The organism is Streptosporangium sp. NPDC004379 (assembly GCF_042873875.1).
In the GTDB taxonomy this organism is placed as follows: domain Bacteria; phylum Actinomycetota; class Actinomycetes; order Streptosporangiales; family Streptosporangiaceae; genus Streptosporangium.
Window position 1 is genome coordinate 62,213 of the sequence record NZ_JBIAMC010000027.1, and the last position, 16,411, is coordinate 78,623.

The 16,411-nt window shown below is 71.9% G+C and carries 18 protein-coding genes and 1 tRNA gene; 10 read left to right on the top strand and 9 right to left on the bottom strand.

The genetic code is table 11. The annotated features are described in order from the left end of the window. Window positions 1-67: 67 nt before the first annotated feature. Window positions 68-442, bottom strand: a complete 375-nt coding sequence (locus tag ACFYSC_RS35455; RefSeq protein ID WP_362935857.1) for a DUF2267 domain-containing protein — start codon at window positions 440-442, stop codon at window positions 68-70. 352 nt (window positions 443-794) lie between these two features. On the opposite strand from ACFYSC_RS35455, the gene ACFYSC_RS35460 reads away from it, so the two are divergent. Further along, entirely contained in the window at window positions 795-1,640 is an 846-nt protein-coding gene (locus ACFYSC_RS35460; RefSeq protein ID WP_362935854.1) for a carbohydrate-binding protein, read from the top strand. Window positions 1,641-1,658: 18 nt separating this feature from the next. Here the strand turns inward: ACFYSC_RS35460 and ACFYSC_RS35465 are convergent, their stop codons facing one another. After that, window positions 1,659-2,147 (bottom strand): MarR family winged helix-turn-helix transcriptional regulator, encoded by a 489-nt coding sequence (locus ACFYSC_RS35465; RefSeq protein WP_389970315.1) that lies wholly within the window; start codon window positions 2,145-2,147, stop codon window positions 1,659-1,661. Between the two features lie 77 nt (window positions 2,148-2,224). Here ACFYSC_RS35465 and ACFYSC_RS35470 point away from each other — a divergent pair, with 77 nt between their 5' ends. Then, complete coding sequence (locus tag ACFYSC_RS35470; protein WP_389970318.1) at window positions 2,225-2,842, top strand: TIGR03086 family metal-binding protein; 618 nt, start codon at window positions 2,225-2,227, stop codon at window positions 2,840-2,842. 159 nt (window positions 2,843-3,001) lie between these two features. Here ACFYSC_RS35470 and ACFYSC_RS35475 read toward each other — a convergent pair whose 3' ends face one another. Further along, complete coding sequence (locus ACFYSC_RS35475; protein ID WP_389970321.1) at window positions 3,002-3,823, bottom strand: NAD(P)H-binding protein; 822 nt, start codon at window positions 3,821-3,823, stop codon at window positions 3,002-3,004. Between the two features lie 185 nt (window positions 3,824-4,008). On the opposite strand from ACFYSC_RS35475, the gene ACFYSC_RS35480 reads away from it, so the two are divergent. Continuing rightward, window positions 4,009-5,223: an amidohydrolase gene (locus ACFYSC_RS35480; RefSeq protein WP_362935845.1), complete on the top strand. Its 1,215-nt coding sequence runs from the start codon at window positions 4,009-4,011 to the stop codon at window positions 5,221-5,223. 166 nt (window positions 5,224-5,389) lie between these two features. After that, entirely contained in the window at window positions 5,390-6,361 is a 972-nt protein-coding gene (locus ACFYSC_RS35485) for a TIGR03557 family F420-dependent LLM class oxidoreductase (protein ID WP_389970324.1), read from the top strand. A 51-nt stretch (window positions 6,362-6,412) separates the two neighbouring features. Here ACFYSC_RS35485 and ACFYSC_RS35490 read toward each other — a convergent pair whose 3' ends face one another. Next, window positions 6,413-8,266 carry a protein kinase gene (locus ACFYSC_RS35490; RefSeq protein ID WP_389970327.1) on the bottom strand — a complete coding sequence of 618 codons (1,854 nt, stop codon included), beginning with the start codon at window positions 8,264-8,266 and terminating at the stop codon, window positions 6,413-6,415. Between the two features lie 179 nt (window positions 8,267-8,445). On the opposite strand from ACFYSC_RS35490, the gene ACFYSC_RS35495 reads away from it, so the two are divergent. The 4 genes from ACFYSC_RS35495 to ACFYSC_RS35510 all read left to right on the top strand — a co-directional run bounded on the left by ACFYSC_RS35495 (window position 8,446) and on the right by ACFYSC_RS35510 (window position 11,752). After that, window positions 8,446-8,787: a cupin domain-containing protein gene (locus ACFYSC_RS35495; RefSeq protein WP_389970330.1), complete on the top strand. Its 342-nt coding sequence runs from the start codon at window positions 8,446-8,448 to the stop codon at window positions 8,785-8,787. Between the two features lie 71 nt (window positions 8,788-8,858). Further along, a complete protein-coding gene (locus ACFYSC_RS35500) occupies window positions 8,859-9,407 on the top strand; it encodes a LuxR C-terminal-related transcriptional regulator (RefSeq protein ID WP_389970333.1) in 549 nt (182 codons plus the stop codon). Between the two features lie 126 nt (window positions 9,408-9,533). Next, window positions 9,534-10,700 carry a serine hydrolase domain-containing protein gene (locus tag ACFYSC_RS35505; protein ID WP_389970336.1) on the top strand — a complete coding sequence of 389 codons (1,167 nt, stop codon included), beginning with the start codon at window positions 9,534-9,536 and terminating at the stop codon, window positions 10,698-10,700. Between the two features lie 185 nt (window positions 10,701-10,885). Further along, a complete protein-coding gene (locus tag ACFYSC_RS35510; RefSeq protein ID WP_389970338.1) occupies window positions 10,886-11,752 on the top strand; it encodes a GNAT family N-acetyltransferase in 867 nt (288 codons plus the stop codon). A gap of 145 nt (window positions 11,753-11,897) precedes the next feature. Here the strand turns inward: ACFYSC_RS35510 and lgt are convergent, their stop codons facing one another. Then, on the bottom strand, window positions 11,898-12,842 hold the full coding sequence (lgt, locus tag ACFYSC_RS35515) for a prolipoprotein diacylglyceryl transferase (RefSeq protein ID WP_389970341.1): 945 nt from the start codon (window positions 12,840-12,842) through the stop codon (window positions 11,898-11,900). 186 nt (window positions 12,843-13,028) lie between these two features. Here lgt and ACFYSC_RS35520 point away from each other — a divergent pair, with 186 nt between their 5' ends. Then, window positions 13,029-13,607: a dihydrofolate reductase family protein gene (locus ACFYSC_RS35520; RefSeq protein WP_362935821.1), complete on the top strand. Its 579-nt coding sequence runs from the start codon at window positions 13,029-13,031 to the stop codon at window positions 13,605-13,607. On the opposite strand, the gene ACFYSC_RS35525 is transcribed toward ACFYSC_RS35520, so the two are convergent. Then, entirely contained in the window at window positions 13,589-14,299 is a 711-nt protein-coding gene (locus tag ACFYSC_RS35525; protein WP_389970344.1) for a helix-turn-helix domain-containing protein, read from the bottom strand. The genes ACFYSC_RS35520 and ACFYSC_RS35525 overlap by 19 nt on opposite strands. Window positions 14,300-14,437: 138 nt before the next feature. On the opposite strand from ACFYSC_RS35525, the gene ACFYSC_RS35530 reads away from it, so the two are divergent. Continuing rightward, window positions 14,438-15,019 (top strand): hypothetical protein, encoded by a 582-nt coding sequence (locus ACFYSC_RS35530; protein ID WP_389970347.1) that lies wholly within the window; start codon window positions 14,438-14,440, stop codon window positions 15,017-15,019. 208 nt (window positions 15,020-15,227) lie between these two features. On the opposite strand, the gene ACFYSC_RS35535 is transcribed toward ACFYSC_RS35530, so the two are convergent. From ACFYSC_RS35535 to ACFYSC_RS35545, 3 genes are all read right to left on the bottom strand, one after another. After that, window positions 15,228-15,300, bottom strand: a tRNA-Phe gene (locus ACFYSC_RS35535). 238 nt (window positions 15,301-15,538) lie between these two features. Continuing rightward, window positions 15,539-15,799 carry a Txe/YoeB family addiction module toxin gene (locus ACFYSC_RS35540; protein WP_389970350.1) on the bottom strand — a complete coding sequence of 87 codons (261 nt, stop codon included), beginning with the start codon at window positions 15,797-15,799 and terminating at the stop codon, window positions 15,539-15,541. After that, window positions 15,796-16,062 (bottom strand): type II toxin-antitoxin system Phd/YefM family antitoxin, encoded by a 267-nt coding sequence (locus ACFYSC_RS35545; protein ID WP_389970353.1) that lies wholly within the window; start codon window positions 16,060-16,062, stop codon window positions 15,796-15,798. The genes ACFYSC_RS35540 and ACFYSC_RS35545 overlap by 4 nt, the downstream gene beginning before the upstream one ends. Window positions 16,063-16,411: the final 349 nt, after the last annotated feature.

Genomic DNA, 16,411 nt, shown 5'->3' on the forward strand with positions numbered 1-16,411 from the left:
GGACGCCCGCCCGCGGGCCGTAGCCCGGACAGGCGGGCGCCCATCCGCGGGCCGTGAGTGCGGGCCGTCAGGTGGTGGAACCGGCCAGCCTCTCGAAGCCGCCCGGGAGCTGTGAGGCGACGTGGCCGAAGACCTCGTCGCCGGCGGTCTCGCGGAGGACCGTCAGGACGGCCTGGACGCCCTCGGTGGCCGCCTCGGTGTTCAGGCCGGCGTGCCGGGCCACCCGCGTGATGAAGTCGTCGAGCCCGAACTGCTCGCTCCTGCCCTCCGCCGGGACGAGTTCCGCGAGGGAGTCGGGCAGCCGTTCGGCGAGGTAGCGCGCCTCCCCGGAGCTCAGCCGCGCGCCGAGCGTCCGCAGCACCGCCCGGGTGAGGTCCGCCGCCTCCTCACGCGTCAGGACCGTGCGGTCGGCGACCGCCTGGACGAACTCCTTGTATTCCACTTCGGTCTCCTCTCGTCGTCCGGCTAGCGTTCCCAGCCGTTCCGGAAACGAACACCAGGCACGAAAGAACTCAAAGATGTGGAATCAGGGCGCCCTCGCCGCAGGGCCGCATATGGCGACGTTATGCAAAATCGTGGGGTTCTCCGGCCCCCGCGTCGATGACAGCTTGGGGGCGACCCGGAGCGCCGGGTCCGGACCGGCCCGCGGTCACCGTACGGCCCCGTCGTACCCGGGCCGGTCCGGGCGGCCTCCGGCGCCGGGCGCGTCCGGCGGGCCGTACGGCGTGCCCGTCGCGGCACGCGGACCCGCCCGGACGCGAGGCATGTTTCCCCGACCCCCCGAGGAGGCCACCGTGGACGCCGAGAACACCCGACCCGAGAACGCCGAGGAGAACGGAGGCGGAGGCATCAGCCGCAAGACGCTGCTGAAGGCCGCCCTGGTCGCCGTCCCGGCCGCCCCGCTGCTGGCCGGCCGGGCCATGACGCCGGCGAGCGCCGCGACGGGCGGCCCGCTCCCCCTCACCCCCGCCTGCGACGACGGCGACGCCCCGACGATCCAGCAGATCGAGGGCCCCTACTTCAAGCCGGGCTCGCCGTTGCGGACCTCGCTGGCCGGGCCCGGCACGCCGGGCGTCCCGCTGACCGTCAGCGGGTACGTGTTCGGCCGCTCGTGCCGGCCGATCGCCGGGGCGCTGCTGGACTTCTGGCAGGCCGACAACAACGGCGCCTACGACAACACGGGATACACCTTCCGCGGCCACCAGTTCAGCGACGCGCAGGGCGCCTTCCGGCTCACCACGATCGTGCCGGGCCTGTACCCCGGCCGGACCCGGCACATCCACGTGAAGGTCCAGGCCCCGAACGGGCCGGTGCTCACCACCCAGCTCTACTTCCCCGGCGAGCCGCGCAACAACACCGACACGATCTACAACCCGGCGCTGCTCATGACCGTGCGCACGGTCGGGTCGGGCAGGGAGGCGACGTTCGACTTCGTGCTCGACGTCACCGCGCCCGGCCCGAGCCCGTCCCCGACGACCACCCCGCCGCCGAACGGGGGCGGGACCTGGCAGGCCGGGACGAGCTACCGGGCCGGCGACCAGGTCACCTACGGCGGCGTGACCTACCGGTGCGTCCAGGCGCACACGGCCTACGCCGGGTGGGAGCCCCCGAACGTCCCTGCCCTGTGGCAGCGCGTCTGACGCGCCGGCCACGGGCGCTCAGGGCGCCGGCGCGCTCGCCGTCCCGTTTCCGGGGTCGGGGACCTCACGAGGGGGGTCCGTGATCTCGTGGGGGGGCAGGGCGGCGAGCGCGCGCAGGGCCCGCAGGAAGCCGTCGCGGTCGCCCTCGGGGAGACGCGCCAGCAGGCGCTCCTCCCCGAGGCGGATGCCCGCCCGCGCGGAGTCGCGCAGCCGGCGGCCCTCCTCGGTCAGCGACAGGAGGCGGGCACGCCGGTCGGCGGGGTCGGGGATCCGCTCGATGAGCCCCCTGCGCTGGAGGTCGTCGAGCACCCCGATGATGCGCGTCTTGTCCGCGCCGATGGACTGCGCGAGCGCGGCCTGGGTGCGCAGCGGCTCCCCCTCCAGCGCCAGCAGTACGCCGTACGCCCACATCGACAGGCCGTGCTCGGCCAGCACGGGCCGCTCGGCGTCGATCAGCGCCCGGGTCAGCGGGAGGAACATCGCGGCCAGGTCGGGACGGTCCGTCACGGCACTCCACTATACGGTTGACAGATAATAAGCTTCCGTAGACGATAAGCATCTGCTTATCGATCTGAGGAGCCGCCGTGGACATCAGGGAAGCCGTGGACATCCGGGAGGCGGACAGGCGCGCCGTCCGGGCGAGCGTGGACGTGGTCGCCGGGGCGTCGGCCGCCGACCTCGGGCGGCCGACGCCGTGCGAGGGATGGACGCTGGCGGACCTGCTCGCCCACATGACCGCCCAGCACCACGGTTTCGCCGCCGCCGCCGAGGGCCGCGGGGCCGACCCCGAGGTGTGGCGGGTCCGTCCGGCCGGAGCCGACGCGGTCTCCGCCTACGCCGAGGCCGCCGAGCGGGTGACGGCGGCGTTCGCCGCGGACGGCGTGCCGGACCGCGCCTTCGCCCTGGCCGAGTTCGGGGCGAAGGCGGTGTTCCCCGCGTCCCAGGCCATCGGCTTCCACTTCATCGACTACCTCGTGCACGGCTGGGACGTCGCCCGCTCGCTCGGCCTCCCCTTCGTCCCGGACGCGGACCTGGTGGAGGCCGCCTGGCCGATCGCCCTGGCGGTCCCGGACGGCGAGGGGCGCCTCGCCCCGGGGGCGGCGTTCCGGCCGGGACTGGCCGTCCCCGCCGACGCCTCCCGCTTCGAGGTGATCCTCGGCATGCTCGGCCGCTCCCCGGACTGGCGGCCGCCCGTACGGTGAGGCCCGCCCGGACGGCGAGACCGGCTCAGGCGATGGTCCCCGTCCGGACGGCTCCCGGATCGGCCGGCCGGCCATGTCCGGAGACGGGCGCCGCGCGGGCGGCGGGTCCTGTCCGGGTTCCGGGTCGCGTCCGGGCTCCGGGTCGCGTCCGGGCGCCGGTCAGGCGCGGAAGGCGTCCGCGTGCTCGGCGACCCAGCCGGCGAACGTGCGCGCCGGACGGCCGGTGACCCGCTCCACGACGTCGTTGACGATGTTGGGCTCCTCCGGCACGTCGCCGAACACGCCGATGAGGAAGTCGATCAGCTCCTGCGGCTGCCCCTCGGCGGCCATCCGCTCGCGCGCCTGTTCCTCGGTCAGCTCGACGAACTCGACGGGCCGGCCGATCACCTCGCCGATGACGCGGACCTTGTCCCTGGTGGACAGTCGCTCAGGCCCGGTCAGGCCGTACGTCCTGCCCGCGTGGCCGCCCTCCGCCAGCGCCGTGGCGGCCACGGCCGCGATGTCGGCCTCGTGGACCACGGCGGTGGTCGCGTCGCCGAACGGCTCGTGCACCACCCCCTCGGTGCGGACCGGCTCGGCCCACTTCAACGCGTTGGACATGAACTCGGTCGGGCGCACGAAGGTCCACTCCAGGTCACTCGCCCGTACGGCGGGCTCCAGCGTGCCCTGGTCCCAGCCTCCCAGGACGGTGACCCGGCGCACCCCGGCCTTGACCGCCAGGTCCACGATCTCCCGCCCGTTGCGCAGCAGGCCGTAGTCGTCCCCGCCGAAGTTGATGAGGTGGACCGCGGTGACGCCGTCGAACGCGGCCACCAGGCTGTCCGTCACGGTGAGGTCTCCGGCCACGACCTCCACCCCGGCGGGCACGGCGGCCCGGCCCGGGTCCCGGGTCAGGGCGCGCACCCGGCGGCCGTCCCGGACGAGCTCGTCCATGATGTGACGGCCGACGGTCCCTGTGGCCCCGGTCACGAGAAAGGTCATCGCGGTCTCCTCCGCTCGGTTCCTGCTACGAGAGGGACGCTACGGGCGGATGCGGAAGGCTTCTTTCCTTGATTGCGAGATTCGTGCATCCGATCGCGGTGGCGGGGCGGCACACTTCCCGGATGACGTACAGGACATACGACGGCCTTGCGGACATATGACCGGATACCGATAGTTTGCCAAGCATGAACGTCGCCATTACCGGTGGATATGTCGTACCTGTTGACGGGGAGCCGATCGACGGCGGAACCGTACTGATCCAAGATGGCAAGATCACGGCGATCGGGCCCGCGGCCGAGATCGCCGTTCCCGAGGGCGTCACGACCGTCGACGCGGGCGGCTCGTGGGTGCTGCCCGGCTTCGTCGAGGCGCACGCCCACCTCGGCGTCCACGAGGAGGCCGAGGGCTGGGCCGGCCAGGACACCAACGAGATGACCGACCCCGTCGGCGCCCGGATGCGCGCCCTCGACGCGATCAACCCCGCCGACCTGGGCTTCGCCGACGCGCTGTCCGGGGGCGTCACCACCGCCGTGATCAAGCCCGGCTCCGGCAACCCCATCGGCGGGCAGACGGTCGCGGTCAAGTGCTGGGGCCGTACGGTCGACGAGATGCTCGTCCGCCAGCCGGTGAGCGTGAAGAGCGCCCTCGGCGAGAACCCCAAGCGCGTCTACGGCGACCAGAAGAAGCTGCCCTCCACCCGGCAGGGCGTGGCCGCGGTCATCCGCGACGCGTTCACCAGGGCGCAGGACTACCGGGCCCGGCGGGAGCACGCCGCGGCCGAGGGCAGGCCGTTCGACCGGGACGGCACGCTGGAGGTCCTCGTCCGGGTGCTCGACGGCGAGCTGCCCTGGTGCCAGCACACCCACCGGGCCGACGACATCGCCACCGCCCTGCGGCTGGCCGACGAGTTCGGCTACCGCGTGATCCTCAACCACGGCACCGAGGGGCACCTGCTCGCCGACCTGATCGCGGAGCGGGAGGCGCCGGTGATCATCGGCCCGCTCTTCACCAGCAGGTCGAAGGTGGAGCTGCGGCAGCGGTCGCTGCGCAACCCCGGCATCCTGGCCAGGGCCGGCGTCGAGCTGGCGATCACCACCGACCACCCGGTGGTGCCGATCCACTTCCTCGTGCACCAGGCGACGCTGGCGATCAAGGAGGGTCTGGACCGCGAGACCGCACTGCGCTCGATCACGCTGAACCCCGCGCGGATCATGGGTCTGGACGACCGGGTCGGCGCGCTCCGGCCGGGGCTGGACGGTGACGTGGTCATCTGGTCGGGCGACCCGCTCGACGTCATGAGCCGCGCGCTGCGGGTGTTCGTCCAGGGCCGCGAGGTCTACTCCTTCTCGGCGGAACGGGGCGAGGGCGAGGTCGCCGACCCCTACTACCGGGAGTCCTGACCGGCCCGCCGGTCCAGGGTGAAGACGGCGGAACGACACACCGCCGGAGAACCGCGCCTCACCGTTTCCCACGGCCTAACCTGCGAAAACAGGATCAGGCAACAATCGGCTCGCACGCTCTCCGCCTCTCCGCCGGACGCGGGCGAGCCCCGGGGCGGGGGCACCAGTGAAGATCGGTTACAAGCTCGCGGCCGAGGCGTTCGGCCCGGACGACCTCATCCGGCAGGCCGTACGCGCCGAGGAGGCCGGGTTCGACTTCGTGGAGATGAGCGACCACTTCCACCCCTGGCTGAACGTCCAGGGGCACTCGCCGTTCGTCTGGACGGTGCTGGGCGCCATCGCGGCGAGGACCGAGCGCATCGGGCTGGCGACCGGCGTGACCTGCCCGACCGTCCGCTACCACCCGGCGATCATCGCCCAGGCCGCCGCGACGACGGCCCTGGTGTCCGGCGGGCGCTTCACCCTGGGCATCGGGTCCGGGGAGCGGCTCAACGAGCACGTCGTCGGTCTCGGCTTCCCCGACACCGTACGGGTGCGCCACGAGATGCTCCGCGAGGCCCTGGAGATCATCCGGCTGCTGTGGCAGGGCGGATACCGGTCCTACGAGGGCGAGTACCTCCGGCTGGAGGACGCCCGGGTGTTCGACCTGCCCGAGAAGGCCCCGCTGATCATCGTGGCGTCCGGCGGCCCGCACGCCTCCCGCATCGCCGCCGAACTGGGGGACGGGCTGTTCGCCACCGAGGACGAGCCCGAGCTCGTCCGGCACTACCGCGAGGCCGGCGGCGACGGTCCCCTTTACGCCGAGGTGCCGGTGGCGTGGGCGCCGGACGAGGAGGAGGCGGTCCGGGCGGCCCTGGAGACGTCCCGGTGGGCGGTGACCGGCTGGAAGGTCATGAGCGAGCTGCCCAACCCGGTCAACTTCGAGGCCGCGAGCGCCACCGTCCGAGAGGACGACATCCGCGCGCAGTTCGCCTGCGGACCGGACCCGGCGCGGTACGCCGAGAAGGCGCAGGGGTTCGTCGACGCCGGCTTCGACCACCTGGTGATGCAGAACGCCGGGCCCGACCCCGACGGCTTCATCGACTTCTACCGCGCCGAACTGGACGAACGACTCCGCGCCCTGACCCCGTCACACTGACCCTCCCGGCCCCTCCGGTGTCCCCGGGAGACCGGCGCGGGCTCCCCCGGATCACCAGAGGGTCCAGGGGCTTTCCACGCCGCCGCGGTAGGAGGCCGTACCCGTCGGTCTCCACCGCTGGCGGACGTCGTGCTTGGTACCGGCGCGCGGAGCCGTCGCGGTGAACGGGCCGCAGGTGACGGTCGCGCCGTCGCTCGGCGGGGCGACGCCCGCGCAGACGAAGGGCTGGGAGACGTTGGTCTCGTTGTCGGTGTCGTACAGCTGGACGTGGACGTCCGAACGGACCGAGCTCGACCCCCTGATCCGTCCCATGAGCTGGAAGACATCGCCCACCATGGCCATGCAGGGCGACGCTTCCACGCCGGTGCCCGCGCCGGCGGAGATCCACGGGCGGCAGCGCCAGACCGGTTCCGCGACCTGACGCGGGGGCTCCGCCGTACGCTTGCCGGCCGGCTCCGGTTCGGTCGCGCTCTTCGACCGCTCCGGCACGGCGGTGCGGGGCTTCGACGTCGGGGTACGGCGCGCGGCGGGCTTCTCCGGGCCCGGCCGCGCGGGCCGCGTGGGGACGGCCGCCTCCGTGGTACGGCTGCGCGCCGGTCGCTCCTTCGGGTCCTTCGGGTCCTCCGGGGTGGCGGTCGCGATCGCGGGGTCCCCGGTCGGCCCATCGGCCGGCCCACCGGTCGGTTTCACCTCCGCCGCGGCCCGGCCCCCGGCCATCTGGAGGTCCGCGGCCCGCCACGGCGCCGCGAAGGCCACCGCGGCGGCGGTGAGCGCCAGCGCCGCGCCGGCGGCCACGAGGACGGCCGGCCTCCGGAACGGCCCGCGCCGCTCCGCTCTCCCGGCCCCGCGGCCTCCGCCGGCGTTCCCCGGAGGCACGGTTTCGTGAACGGCCGGCCCTCCGTGGAACGCGTGCCCGGGAGGGGGCACGGCACCGCCCGCGACCGGCCCCGCGTGGAGCGCGTGCCCCGGAGGGGGCACGGTCCCGTGGGCGGCCGGGTCCGGACGGGAGGTGTTCCCGGACAGCGGCTCGGAGGTGACGGCCGGGGCGTCCTCCCTGGCCACCGGGGGCAGCGCGGGCAACCCGGCCAGCGACGGAACGGCCCCGCGCAGCGCCGCGGCCACCTCCCCCGCGTGCGGACGTCCCGCCGGGTCCTTCGCGGCGCAGTCCGAGATGATCCGCCACAGTGCGTCCGGCATCCCCGGCAGCCTCCGGGGCGCGGCCGTCGCGTGCAGCCGGAGCAGGGCCATCGGGTGCTCGCCGACGAACGGCGGACGGCCGGCGAGCAGCTCGTACAGGATCAGCCCGGCGGCGTAGACGTCCACCGCCGGGGTGGCGGCCCCGCCGTCGGCCACCTCGGGCGACAGATAGGTCGGCGTGCCGATGATCGAGCTGGTCCGGGTGAGGCCGGGGCCGTGGACGATGCGGGCCACGCCGAAGTCCGTCAGCCGTGCCCGCCCGGTGGCCCCGTCGAGCAGGATGTTGCCCGGCTTGACGTCGCGGTGCACGATGCCCGGCGCGTGCGCCGCCGCCAGCGCCTCGGCGACCTCGGCCACCAGCCCGGCCGCCTCCGCCGGGGGCAGAGTGCCGCGCCGCCGGAGCAGCGCGCGGAGGTCCCCGCCCTCGACGAGGTCCATCACCAGGGCGAGGCGCTCACCCTCGATGACGAAGTCGCGAAGCGTGACGATGTTGGGGTGGCGCAGGCTCCGCATCACGTTGCGTTCCTGTACGAACCGCAGGACCAGGTCCTCGTCTCCGGCGAGGCCGTCGCGCAGCAGCTTCACCGCGACGATCTCACCGGTGTCCCGGTGCCTCGCCCGCCAGACGCTCCCCATCCCGCCGGCGCCGATCTCGTCCAGGAGCACGTACCGGCTGCCCAGAGACGCCCCCGCCCCGTCCGCCGCCATCGCCCGTCCCTCCCTCGACCAGATGTAGATCACAATAGTGAGGAAGATCCCATTCAGGGGAACCTTCGATGAGGCCCGCCCGGCATCACAAACTCGCCGTATCGCACGCGGACTCCGGTTTCGACACCATCTGCCGCCGCCCGGTCTGTCCAGGACCCGCCGCCGCTAAGGTCCAGATCATGCAGATCATCAAGAGTGCGGGTGAATGGGCGCGACCGGCCGCCGGGGCCGCCAACGACTGGATCGAGCACCTCAGGGTGCCGGACCTGTCCGTCGGAACGTACTGCATCCCGGCGGGCGGGACCGACACTCAGAGCCCACACACCGAGGACGAGATCTACGTGGTGACGGCGGGGCGGGCCCGGATCGTGACGCCGGACGGTGAGGCGGAGGTCGGCCCCGGCTCCGTGATCTTCGTCCCGGCGGGCGAGGAGCACCGCTTCGCGGACATCGCCGAGGATCTGGCACTGCTGGTCGTGTTCGGTCCGGCCTACGGTTCGCGCGCGGGCTCCCGGATCTGACCTCGGCAGGGGCCGCACCGGTCCCGTTGAGGTGCGCCTGGAAGGCACGATGGTCATCATGCGAACGGAGGATGACGGTATGGGGGGGAACCGCCGGCGGTCCGACCGGCCCGGCGCGGCGGGTGGCCGATGTGCGGATGCCGCCCACCCACACCGACGAGAGTCTGCGCGCCGCGCTGGAGATCCGGCGGCGATGGCCGCAGGTCAGGGTCCTGGTGCTGTCGCAGTACGTCGAGAAGCGGTACGCCGCCGAGCTGATGGGCGGCAGCATCGACGGCGTCGGCTACCTTCTCAAGGACCGGGTGGCCCAGGTCGGTGACTTCCTGGAGGCGCTGGAGCGGGTGGGCGCGGGCGGGACGGCGTTCGACCCGGAGGTGGTGCGCCGGCTGCTCGCCCGCACCACCCACGCCGACCCGCTGGCCCGGCTCACCGCCCGGGAGCGCCAGGTGCTGGAGCTCATGGCCCAGGGCATGACCAACGCCTCGATCGCCCGGTCCCTGCACGTGTCGCAGAGCGCGGTGGAAAAGCACGTCAACGCCCTGTTCGACAAGCTGGAACTGTCGCACACCACCGGCTACAGCCGCCGCGTCCTGGCCGTGCTGCGCTACCTCGGCACCTGAGCGGCCGAGGCTCCCCGCCCGGCCGTACCGCGCTGTCCGGGCACGTGAGCGGCTGCGGTTTTCCACAGGTGGAGTGGGCGGCGCACCGCATTCCAGCGTGAAACCGATCTCCGTAGCGTCGGGCACATGATGAAGACGATGACGAACGTGCTGGTGGCGGCGGCCGTCGCGACGGGCGGCCAGGCCGCGGCCGTCGCAGGGAGCGGCCGGTCCGTGGACATACGCTCCGGCCTGGAGAGGATCGTGGCGGACGGCGGGGCGACGGCCGCCCTGGCGCGGGTCTCCGACGGCCACCGCACCTGGACGGGCGCCGCGGGGGTGCGCGACATCGAGCGTGGGGGGCGGCCGTCACCCGGCGGTTATTTCCGGATCGGCAGCGTCACCAAGACCTTCGTCGCGACGGTGGTGCTCCAGCTCGTGGACGAGGGCAAGGTGCGGCTCGACGACCCCGTCGGCGAGTACCTGCCCGGCCTGGTGCCGGACGGCGAGCGGATCACCGTCCGCCAGCTCCTCAACCACACCGGCCACCTGTACGACTACATGAGCGAACCCGGATACTCCACCAACCGCTGGCGCGGAGACGCCCGGTTCCGCTCCTACCGGCCGCGAGAACTGCTCAAGGTCGCCTTCGCGAAGAAGCTCCCCGACGACGGGAAGTGGCACTACTCCAACACCGGCTACGTGGTGCTCGGGCTGCTGGTGGAGAAGGTGACCGGCCGCCCGTACGGCGAGGAGGTCACGCGCCGCGTCCTGCGCCCGCTGGGGCTGCGCCACACGCTGGTGCCGGGTGACCGGGCGGGGCTGCCGTCACCGCACGCCAAGGGGTACGAGCCGCTTCCCGGCCTGGTGGACGCGACGCGGATGAACCCCTCGCTGGACTGGGCCGCCGGAGAGATGATCTCGACCGCCGCGGACCTGGAGCGGTTCATGTCGGCGCTGCTCGGCGGCAGGCTGATCAGCGAGGCGTCCCTGAAGGCGATGCGCACGACCGTCGAGACGGGGGCCGGATTCGGCTACGGGCTCGGGCTGCAGGCCTACCGGCTGCCGTGCGGCACGGTGTGGGGGCACAGCGGCGAGCTGATCGGCTACCTCACGTTCACGTTCCGATCGGACTCCGGCACGTCGCTGACCCTGTCGATCAACCCCTCGACCCGCAACCCGACCACGGAGGAGGTCATGGGGCTCGCCGTCAGGACGTTCTGCGGGCCGTCGGGCCGGGGCGGCGGCGCGCGGTCGACGTCCGGTCCGGGCTCGCCGGCCGCCGTCTCCCCGGCGCCGTCACCGCGTTCCTGACGCGGTCCGCTCTCTCCTTCGCCGTCGCCGTATCCCCGGCGCGGCCTGCTCTCTCCTTCGCCACCGCGTCCCTGACGCTCCGGCCCGCTCTCTCCCGGCGCCGTCATCGCGTCACCGGCTCCGGCCCGTCGCACCTGCCGAAAACCAGGTGCGGACCACCGGTGCGGTGAGGTGTGATCGGGGTCATGACGATCGTGCCGGGTGAGCCGGGAGTCGACGGACTGAGCGAGGTCGTGGAAGCGCTGCGGGAGTGGCAGCACCACGGGGCACCGCTTCAACTGCATCCGGGGGACCTGGGCTGGTTCTGGCGGTTCGGCGCGGAGGCGACGGCCGCAGCGGTCCGGACGTGGAGCCGGGACGGCCGGATTCTCGCCGCCGGACTGCTGGACGGCCCCGGACTGCTGCGGCTGGCGATCGCGCCGGACGCCCAGCGGGACGAGAATCTGGCGCGGCGGCTGGTCGAGGACGTGACCGAGCCGGAGCGCGGCGTGCTGCCCGGGGGGAGGGCGGACATCGAAGCGCCCATGGACGCGCTGGTCCAGGACCTGCTGGCCGAGCGCGGATGGGACCTCGACGAGCCGTGGACGCCGCTGCGCCGCGACCTCACGGAGCCGGTGGAGGACCCGGGCGCGCGGATCGAGGTGATCGGGCCGGAGCGGGCGGACGTGTGGGCCACCGTACTGCGGGCGTCGTTCGACGGGTCGACGTTCACCGAGGACCGCTGGCACGCGATGGCGGCCGGGCCGGCGTACGCCGATGCCCGGTGTCTGGTCGCCCACGACGACCGGGGGAACGCGGTGGCGGCGGTGACCGTGTGGTCGGCCGGTCCGGGCAGGTCCGGGTTGCTGGAGCCGATGGGCGTGCACCGGGAGCACCGCGGTCGCGGCCACGGCACAGCGATCACCCTCGCCGCGGCGGCCGCGCTCCGGGAGATGGGCTCGCCGAGCGCGGTCGTCTGCACCCCGAGCGCCAACGTCGGCGCGGTCGCCACCTACGTGTCAGCCGGCTTCGAGCGGCTCCCCGAGGTCCGGGACAGACATCGGGACGCCTGACCCCTCCCGTGGCCCCCGGCCTGATCGCCTCATGTACCCTCCCCCGGCCCGCTCGCCTCACGTATCGTCGCCACGCCGCGAAGCGGTGGCGGGCCGGGGACGGAGCGCCGGCCGGGTCCGCGGGGACCGGAGAAGCCACGGATGATCATCGGTCGTCATCCTCGTACGGCGCCTCGCGTCGCGAGACCTCATGTCGCGAGACCTCTTTTTGCGAAGCCGGGTGCTGTGAGGACCCGTGTCGCGAGGACTCGTGTCGCGAGACCGGTACCGCGACCTGTTCGGTGTCCCTGTCGCGGGTCGCCCAGAGGTAGACCAGCGCGCCGGCGAACAGCACGATCGAGGTCCACTGGTTGATCCGCAGTCCCAGGAGTGTCACCGCGTGGTCCACGCCGCCCACCGGGTCGATCCGCAGCCCCTCGATCCAGAACCGCCCGAACGTGTAACCGGCGACGTAGACGGCGAACAGGCGGCCGTGATGCAGCGCGAACCGCCTGCCTGCCAGGATCAGCCCGAAACCGAGCGCCGCGTCCCACAGCGACTCGTACAGGAACGTCGGGTGGTAGAGCACGCCCGGTTCGCCGCCGTGCGCCTGATCGATCTCCAGGCCCCACGGCAACGTGGTCGGACCGCCGTACAGCTCCTGGTTGAACCAGTTGCCCCAGCGGGCGATCGCCTGCCCGAACGCGATGCCGGGCGCGACCGTGTCGGCCACGGCTCCCAGGGACAGCCCCCGGCGACGACAGGCCAGCCACACGCCCACGCCTCCCAGGGCGACCGCGCCCCAGATGCTGAGCCCGCCCTCCCAGATGAACAGCGCCCGGTAGGGCTCCTTGATCGCGCGCGGCCCGAAGTAGGTCTGCCAGTCGGTGATGACGTGGTAGACGCGGGCGCCGATCAAACCGAAGATCACCCCGGGGACCGCGATGTCGCCGATCGCGCCCTTCTCACCGCCGCGGGCGCGCCAGCGGCGCTCGCTGAGCCAGATGCCGAAGCCGATCCCGAGGATGAAGCACAACGCGTACGCCCGGATCGGGACGAATCCGAGATGCCAGACCCCCTGGGGAGGGCTGGGAATCGAGGCAAGCATCATGCCGGTGAGGGTAGTCAGCCCGAGGCCGCCTGGCCGCCTCCGTGACCTGATCGCAGCCGTCGGCGATCACTGCGGCGGTGTTCCGGCACACGTTCCGGACCCGCTGTCGTTTCCGTCCAAGACGGCCGCCGCGGCCGAGATCTAGCGTGGACCCGGCAGCTCGCCCGAGCATGAGGAGACAGCACAATGCGTGACCTGGTCTACACCGGTTTCATGTCACTGGACGGCGTCGTGGACTCGCCCGGCGGCGGGCCGGAAGAAGAGCACCGCAGCGGCGGCTGGGTGGTCAAGGACCTCGAGTTCGTCCCGGAGGCCTGGTCGCTGAAGGGCGAGGAACTCGCCGACACGACGGCGCTGATGTTCGGCCGCCGCAGCTACGAGCTGTTCGCGCCGGTCTGGCCCGGCTCGGAGGACCACGCCGACTACAAGGAACTGCCCAAGTACGTGGTGTCGACCACGCTGTCCGACGACGCCCTCGTCGACGGGTGGGGGCCGACGACGATCCTGCGCTCGACCGAGGACGTCGCCGCGCTCAAGGAGGGCGAGGGTGGCGCGATCTTCATCCACGGGAGCGCGGAGCTGGCCCGGCGGCTGGCGGACGCGGACCTGATCGACCGGTACAACCTGCTCGTCTTCCCCGTGCTGCTCGGCGCCGGGAAGAGCCTGTTCGGCCGGGCCGACCGGGACAAGCACATGCTGACGCTGCGGGAGTCGGAGAGCTACTCGAACGGGATCCTGAAGCTGGTCTACGACGTCAGGCGCTGATCCAGGTCGAGGGCGATCGCGCCGCCGGCGCCCTCGCGCAACTGCCCGACGGTGCGTCCGACGTAGGAACGCAGAGCCCGGGCCAGGTGCGGCTCGTCGAAGTAGCCGAGCTTGGCGACGACGTCGGCGGCCGGACCACCGGCGGCCAGCAGCTCCGCCGCCGTGCGGGCCCGCTCGATCTGCCGGACCGCGCCCCGCGTCAGTCCGGTCGCGGCGCGGAACCGGCGTTCGACGGTACGCCCCGAGACCGCCGGGCGGTGACCCCGCAGCACGTCGTTGACGAGCGGGTCACGGACCAGGGTCCCGGCCCGGACGAGACCGTCGACCAGGTCCTCGATGTCATCGGGGCCGGGCGTCTCCCAGCGCGCGCCGTCCAGCCGGAACGTCCGGCGCGTGGTGCCGGGGAGCACGACGCCGCCGTCGACCAGCGCCGACGCGGGCATGTCCCGCAACGAGGTGCCCACGGCGAACTCGATGCCGGTGAAGGTCGCGCCCTCCGGCACCGGCGCCGTGCCGGTCCGGGTCTCGGGACCGGTGATGCTCGTGTACGCCCGGCCGGCCTGCTCCCAGAACACCAGGCCCCAACGCGCCCCCGCGACGGACGTCATCGCGGTGACCTGCTCGCTCGTGCATGTCCACACGCTGTCGATCCACGGCGAGTCGGACCGGCGTATCTCGAACCGCAGCCTCACGGGCGAAGGATACGCAGCTTCGTCCGCTTCCACGACCTCCGGCGCATCTGCATGAATCTCCTTCTCGACCTCCGCGCCCACCCACAGGCGGATCATGACGACGCGTCGACGACGGAAGATCGACATTAGGGTGACGCCATGATGATCGAGCACCCACCCGGGTGGCGTCTCCTCACCGCGGTGGCGATCGCGGCGTTCATCAGTCTGTGGTGGTCCAGCGTGCCCTTCCCGTACGCCGAGGGAGGAGTCTTCGGGCTCTTCGTCTGGGTGCCGCTCGTCCTGTACTGGCTCATCCGCCTGTGCGTGGCGATGGTGACCGGATGGCGGACGCTGTCGATGCGGTTGCTGCTGCGCTGGCTCCCGGTTCCCCTCATCGTGCTCGGCGTGTGGGGCGTCATCCACCTGGACGGTTCCTTCTCGGCGCGCTTCGCGCTCTCGCGGTCCGGCATGGAGCAGTACGCCAGATCGATCATCGACGACGGCGGACGCACCGACCCCGGATGCCGATGGGCGGGGCTCTACCACGTCTGCGGACATTACGCGGGCGAAGAGGACGGCACTCCCCCCACCGCACGGCTCGATGTGACCGACTGGCCCGTCGGGGGGTCACGGTGCTTCAGCTGGACCCCCAACGGCCGGCCTCGGCCCCAGGGTCACGAATACGGCCTCAGACACCTCACCGGCCCCTGGTGGGGATGCAGGGGATGGGACGGATGGTGACGGCGTCCCACCTGTCGCCCGGCGCGGAACCTCGATGGAGCCGGACAACCCCTGACGAGGTGAGGAGATTCGCGAGGCCGCCGGCCTCGAAGGCACGCGCTTTCATGATCCCCGGCACACCTGTGACCCTGCTGCTCAACCTCGCTGTCACCCTAGATCAAAAAAGCCCCGAGCGATCATCACTCGGGGCTTCTCTGCTGCTCAGGTGTGGTGGTCAGGGGCAGGGTCGAACTGCCGACCTTCCGCTTTTCGGGCGGGACAACTGCCCTGCTCGCCTGACCGAGGCCATGGTCAGTCACATGTGGACGGTGACGCGGATGTGCTGGTGTGTGGGCATGTTGCTGCCAGTGCTGCTGTCACATCAGCGCAGGTCACCTCGCACCGGACCGTCCATCGGGCCCCAGGGTCGATCGTCCTGGCCACAGCCGGCGAGTGACAGGCGTCTCCCGTAAGAGGGGCGCCGCAGGCTTCCCGCTCTGAACCGAAGCGGGATGCCGAGGCTCGTCGGCCGGGCGGATGCTACTTCTCGTAGTGATAGCGACAGGCGGCGATCATGATCGTGTCGTCGTTGACGCGGTAGACGAGCCGGTGTTCTGAAGTAATGCGCCGGGACCAATAGCCGGACCATTCGTACTTCAGCGGCTCTGGTTTGCCGATGCCTTCGTTCTCGTTTCGGGCTATGTCGGCGATCAGCTGATTGATCCTTTTGAGGATCCGTCGATCCTCTCGCTGCCAGTAGCAGTAGTCATCCCAGGCAAGCTCATCGAAGAGGAGCTTCACGAGGTGGTGCCCTCATCGGCCAGTTCACGGACGGTGCCGCCGCCGGCCTCCAGGCGGGCGACCGCCTCCGACAGACGTCGGCGGTTGGCAGGCGAGGCCATGAGGTAGAGCGTCTCGCGCATCGATTCGTATTCATGCTGCGACACCATGACGACGCCTTCCCCGCCAGGGCGGGTGATGAGGACTTCTTCCTGGTCATTGATGACAGCGTCGAGGGTGGCGGCGTAGTTGGCCCGCGATTCGGACATGGTCATCACCTTCATGGCTTCAGTGTACGTGATGATGTACATCAAAGATGCTGCGGTGGGTCCGTGCGCGGGCATGCGTAGAACTCAGGCCGTTGCATGAGGATACGAACGAGATGGAGGATTGCCGGCTGCCTCAAGAGCTCAGAGGTTGGCATGGACGAGCACTTCCGCTATCTCCGAGAGATGGCCGAAGACCGGTGAGGCTGCTGTCACTGAAGATCAAAAAAGCCCCGAGCGGTCAACGCTCGGGGCTTCTCTGCTGCTCAGGTGGGTCGCGTCCAGCGAAGTGGTGTATGAGCCGCCCTTCGCGTGATCCTGTTTCTGCAGGTTAAGCGGTGAGTGTCTGCGGGAGAGGACTCTGTTG

Excerpts from the sequence above, each read along its gene's own strand:
- ACFYSC_RS35480 (WP_362935845.1), top strand. The coding sequence starts at position 4,009 with ATGAACGTCGCCATTACCGGTGGATATGTCGTACCTGTTGACGGGGAG.
- ACFYSC_RS35475 (WP_389970321.1), bottom strand. The coding sequence starts at position 3,823 with ATGACCTTTCTCGTGACCGGGGCCACAGGGACCGTCGGCCGTCACATC.
- ACFYSC_RS35505 (WP_389970336.1), top strand. The coding sequence starts at position 9,534 with ATGATGAAGACGATGACGAACGTGCTGGTGGCGGCGGCCGTCGCGACG.
- ACFYSC_RS35510 (WP_389970338.1), top strand. The coding sequence starts at position 10,886 with ATGACGATCGTGCCGGGTGAGCCGGGAGTCGACGGACTGAGCGAGGTC.
- ACFYSC_RS35490 (WP_389970327.1), bottom strand. The coding sequence starts at position 8,266 with ATGGCGGCGGACGGGGCGGGGGCGTCTCTGGGCAGCCGGTACGTGCTC.
- ACFYSC_RS35520 (WP_362935821.1), top strand. The coding sequence starts at position 13,029 with ATGCGTGACCTGGTCTACACCGGTTTCATGTCACTGGACGGCGTCGTG.
- lgt (WP_389970341.1), bottom strand. The coding sequence starts at position 12,842 with ATGATGCTTGCCTCGATTCCCAGCCCTCCCCAGGGGGTCTGGCATCTC.
- ACFYSC_RS35500 (WP_389970333.1), top strand. The coding sequence starts at position 8,859 with ATGACGGTATGGGGGGGAACCGCCGGCGGTCCGACCGGCCCGGCGCGG.
- ACFYSC_RS35530 (WP_389970347.1), top strand. The coding sequence starts at position 14,438 with ATGATGATCGAGCACCCACCCGGGTGGCGTCTCCTCACCGCGGTGGCG.
- ACFYSC_RS35545 (WP_389970353.1), bottom strand. The coding sequence starts at position 16,062 with ATGAAGGTGATGACCATGTCCGAATCGCGGGCCAACTACGCCGCCACC.
- ACFYSC_RS35495 (WP_389970330.1), top strand. The coding sequence starts at position 8,446 with ATGCAGATCATCAAGAGTGCGGGTGAATGGGCGCGACCGGCCGCCGGG.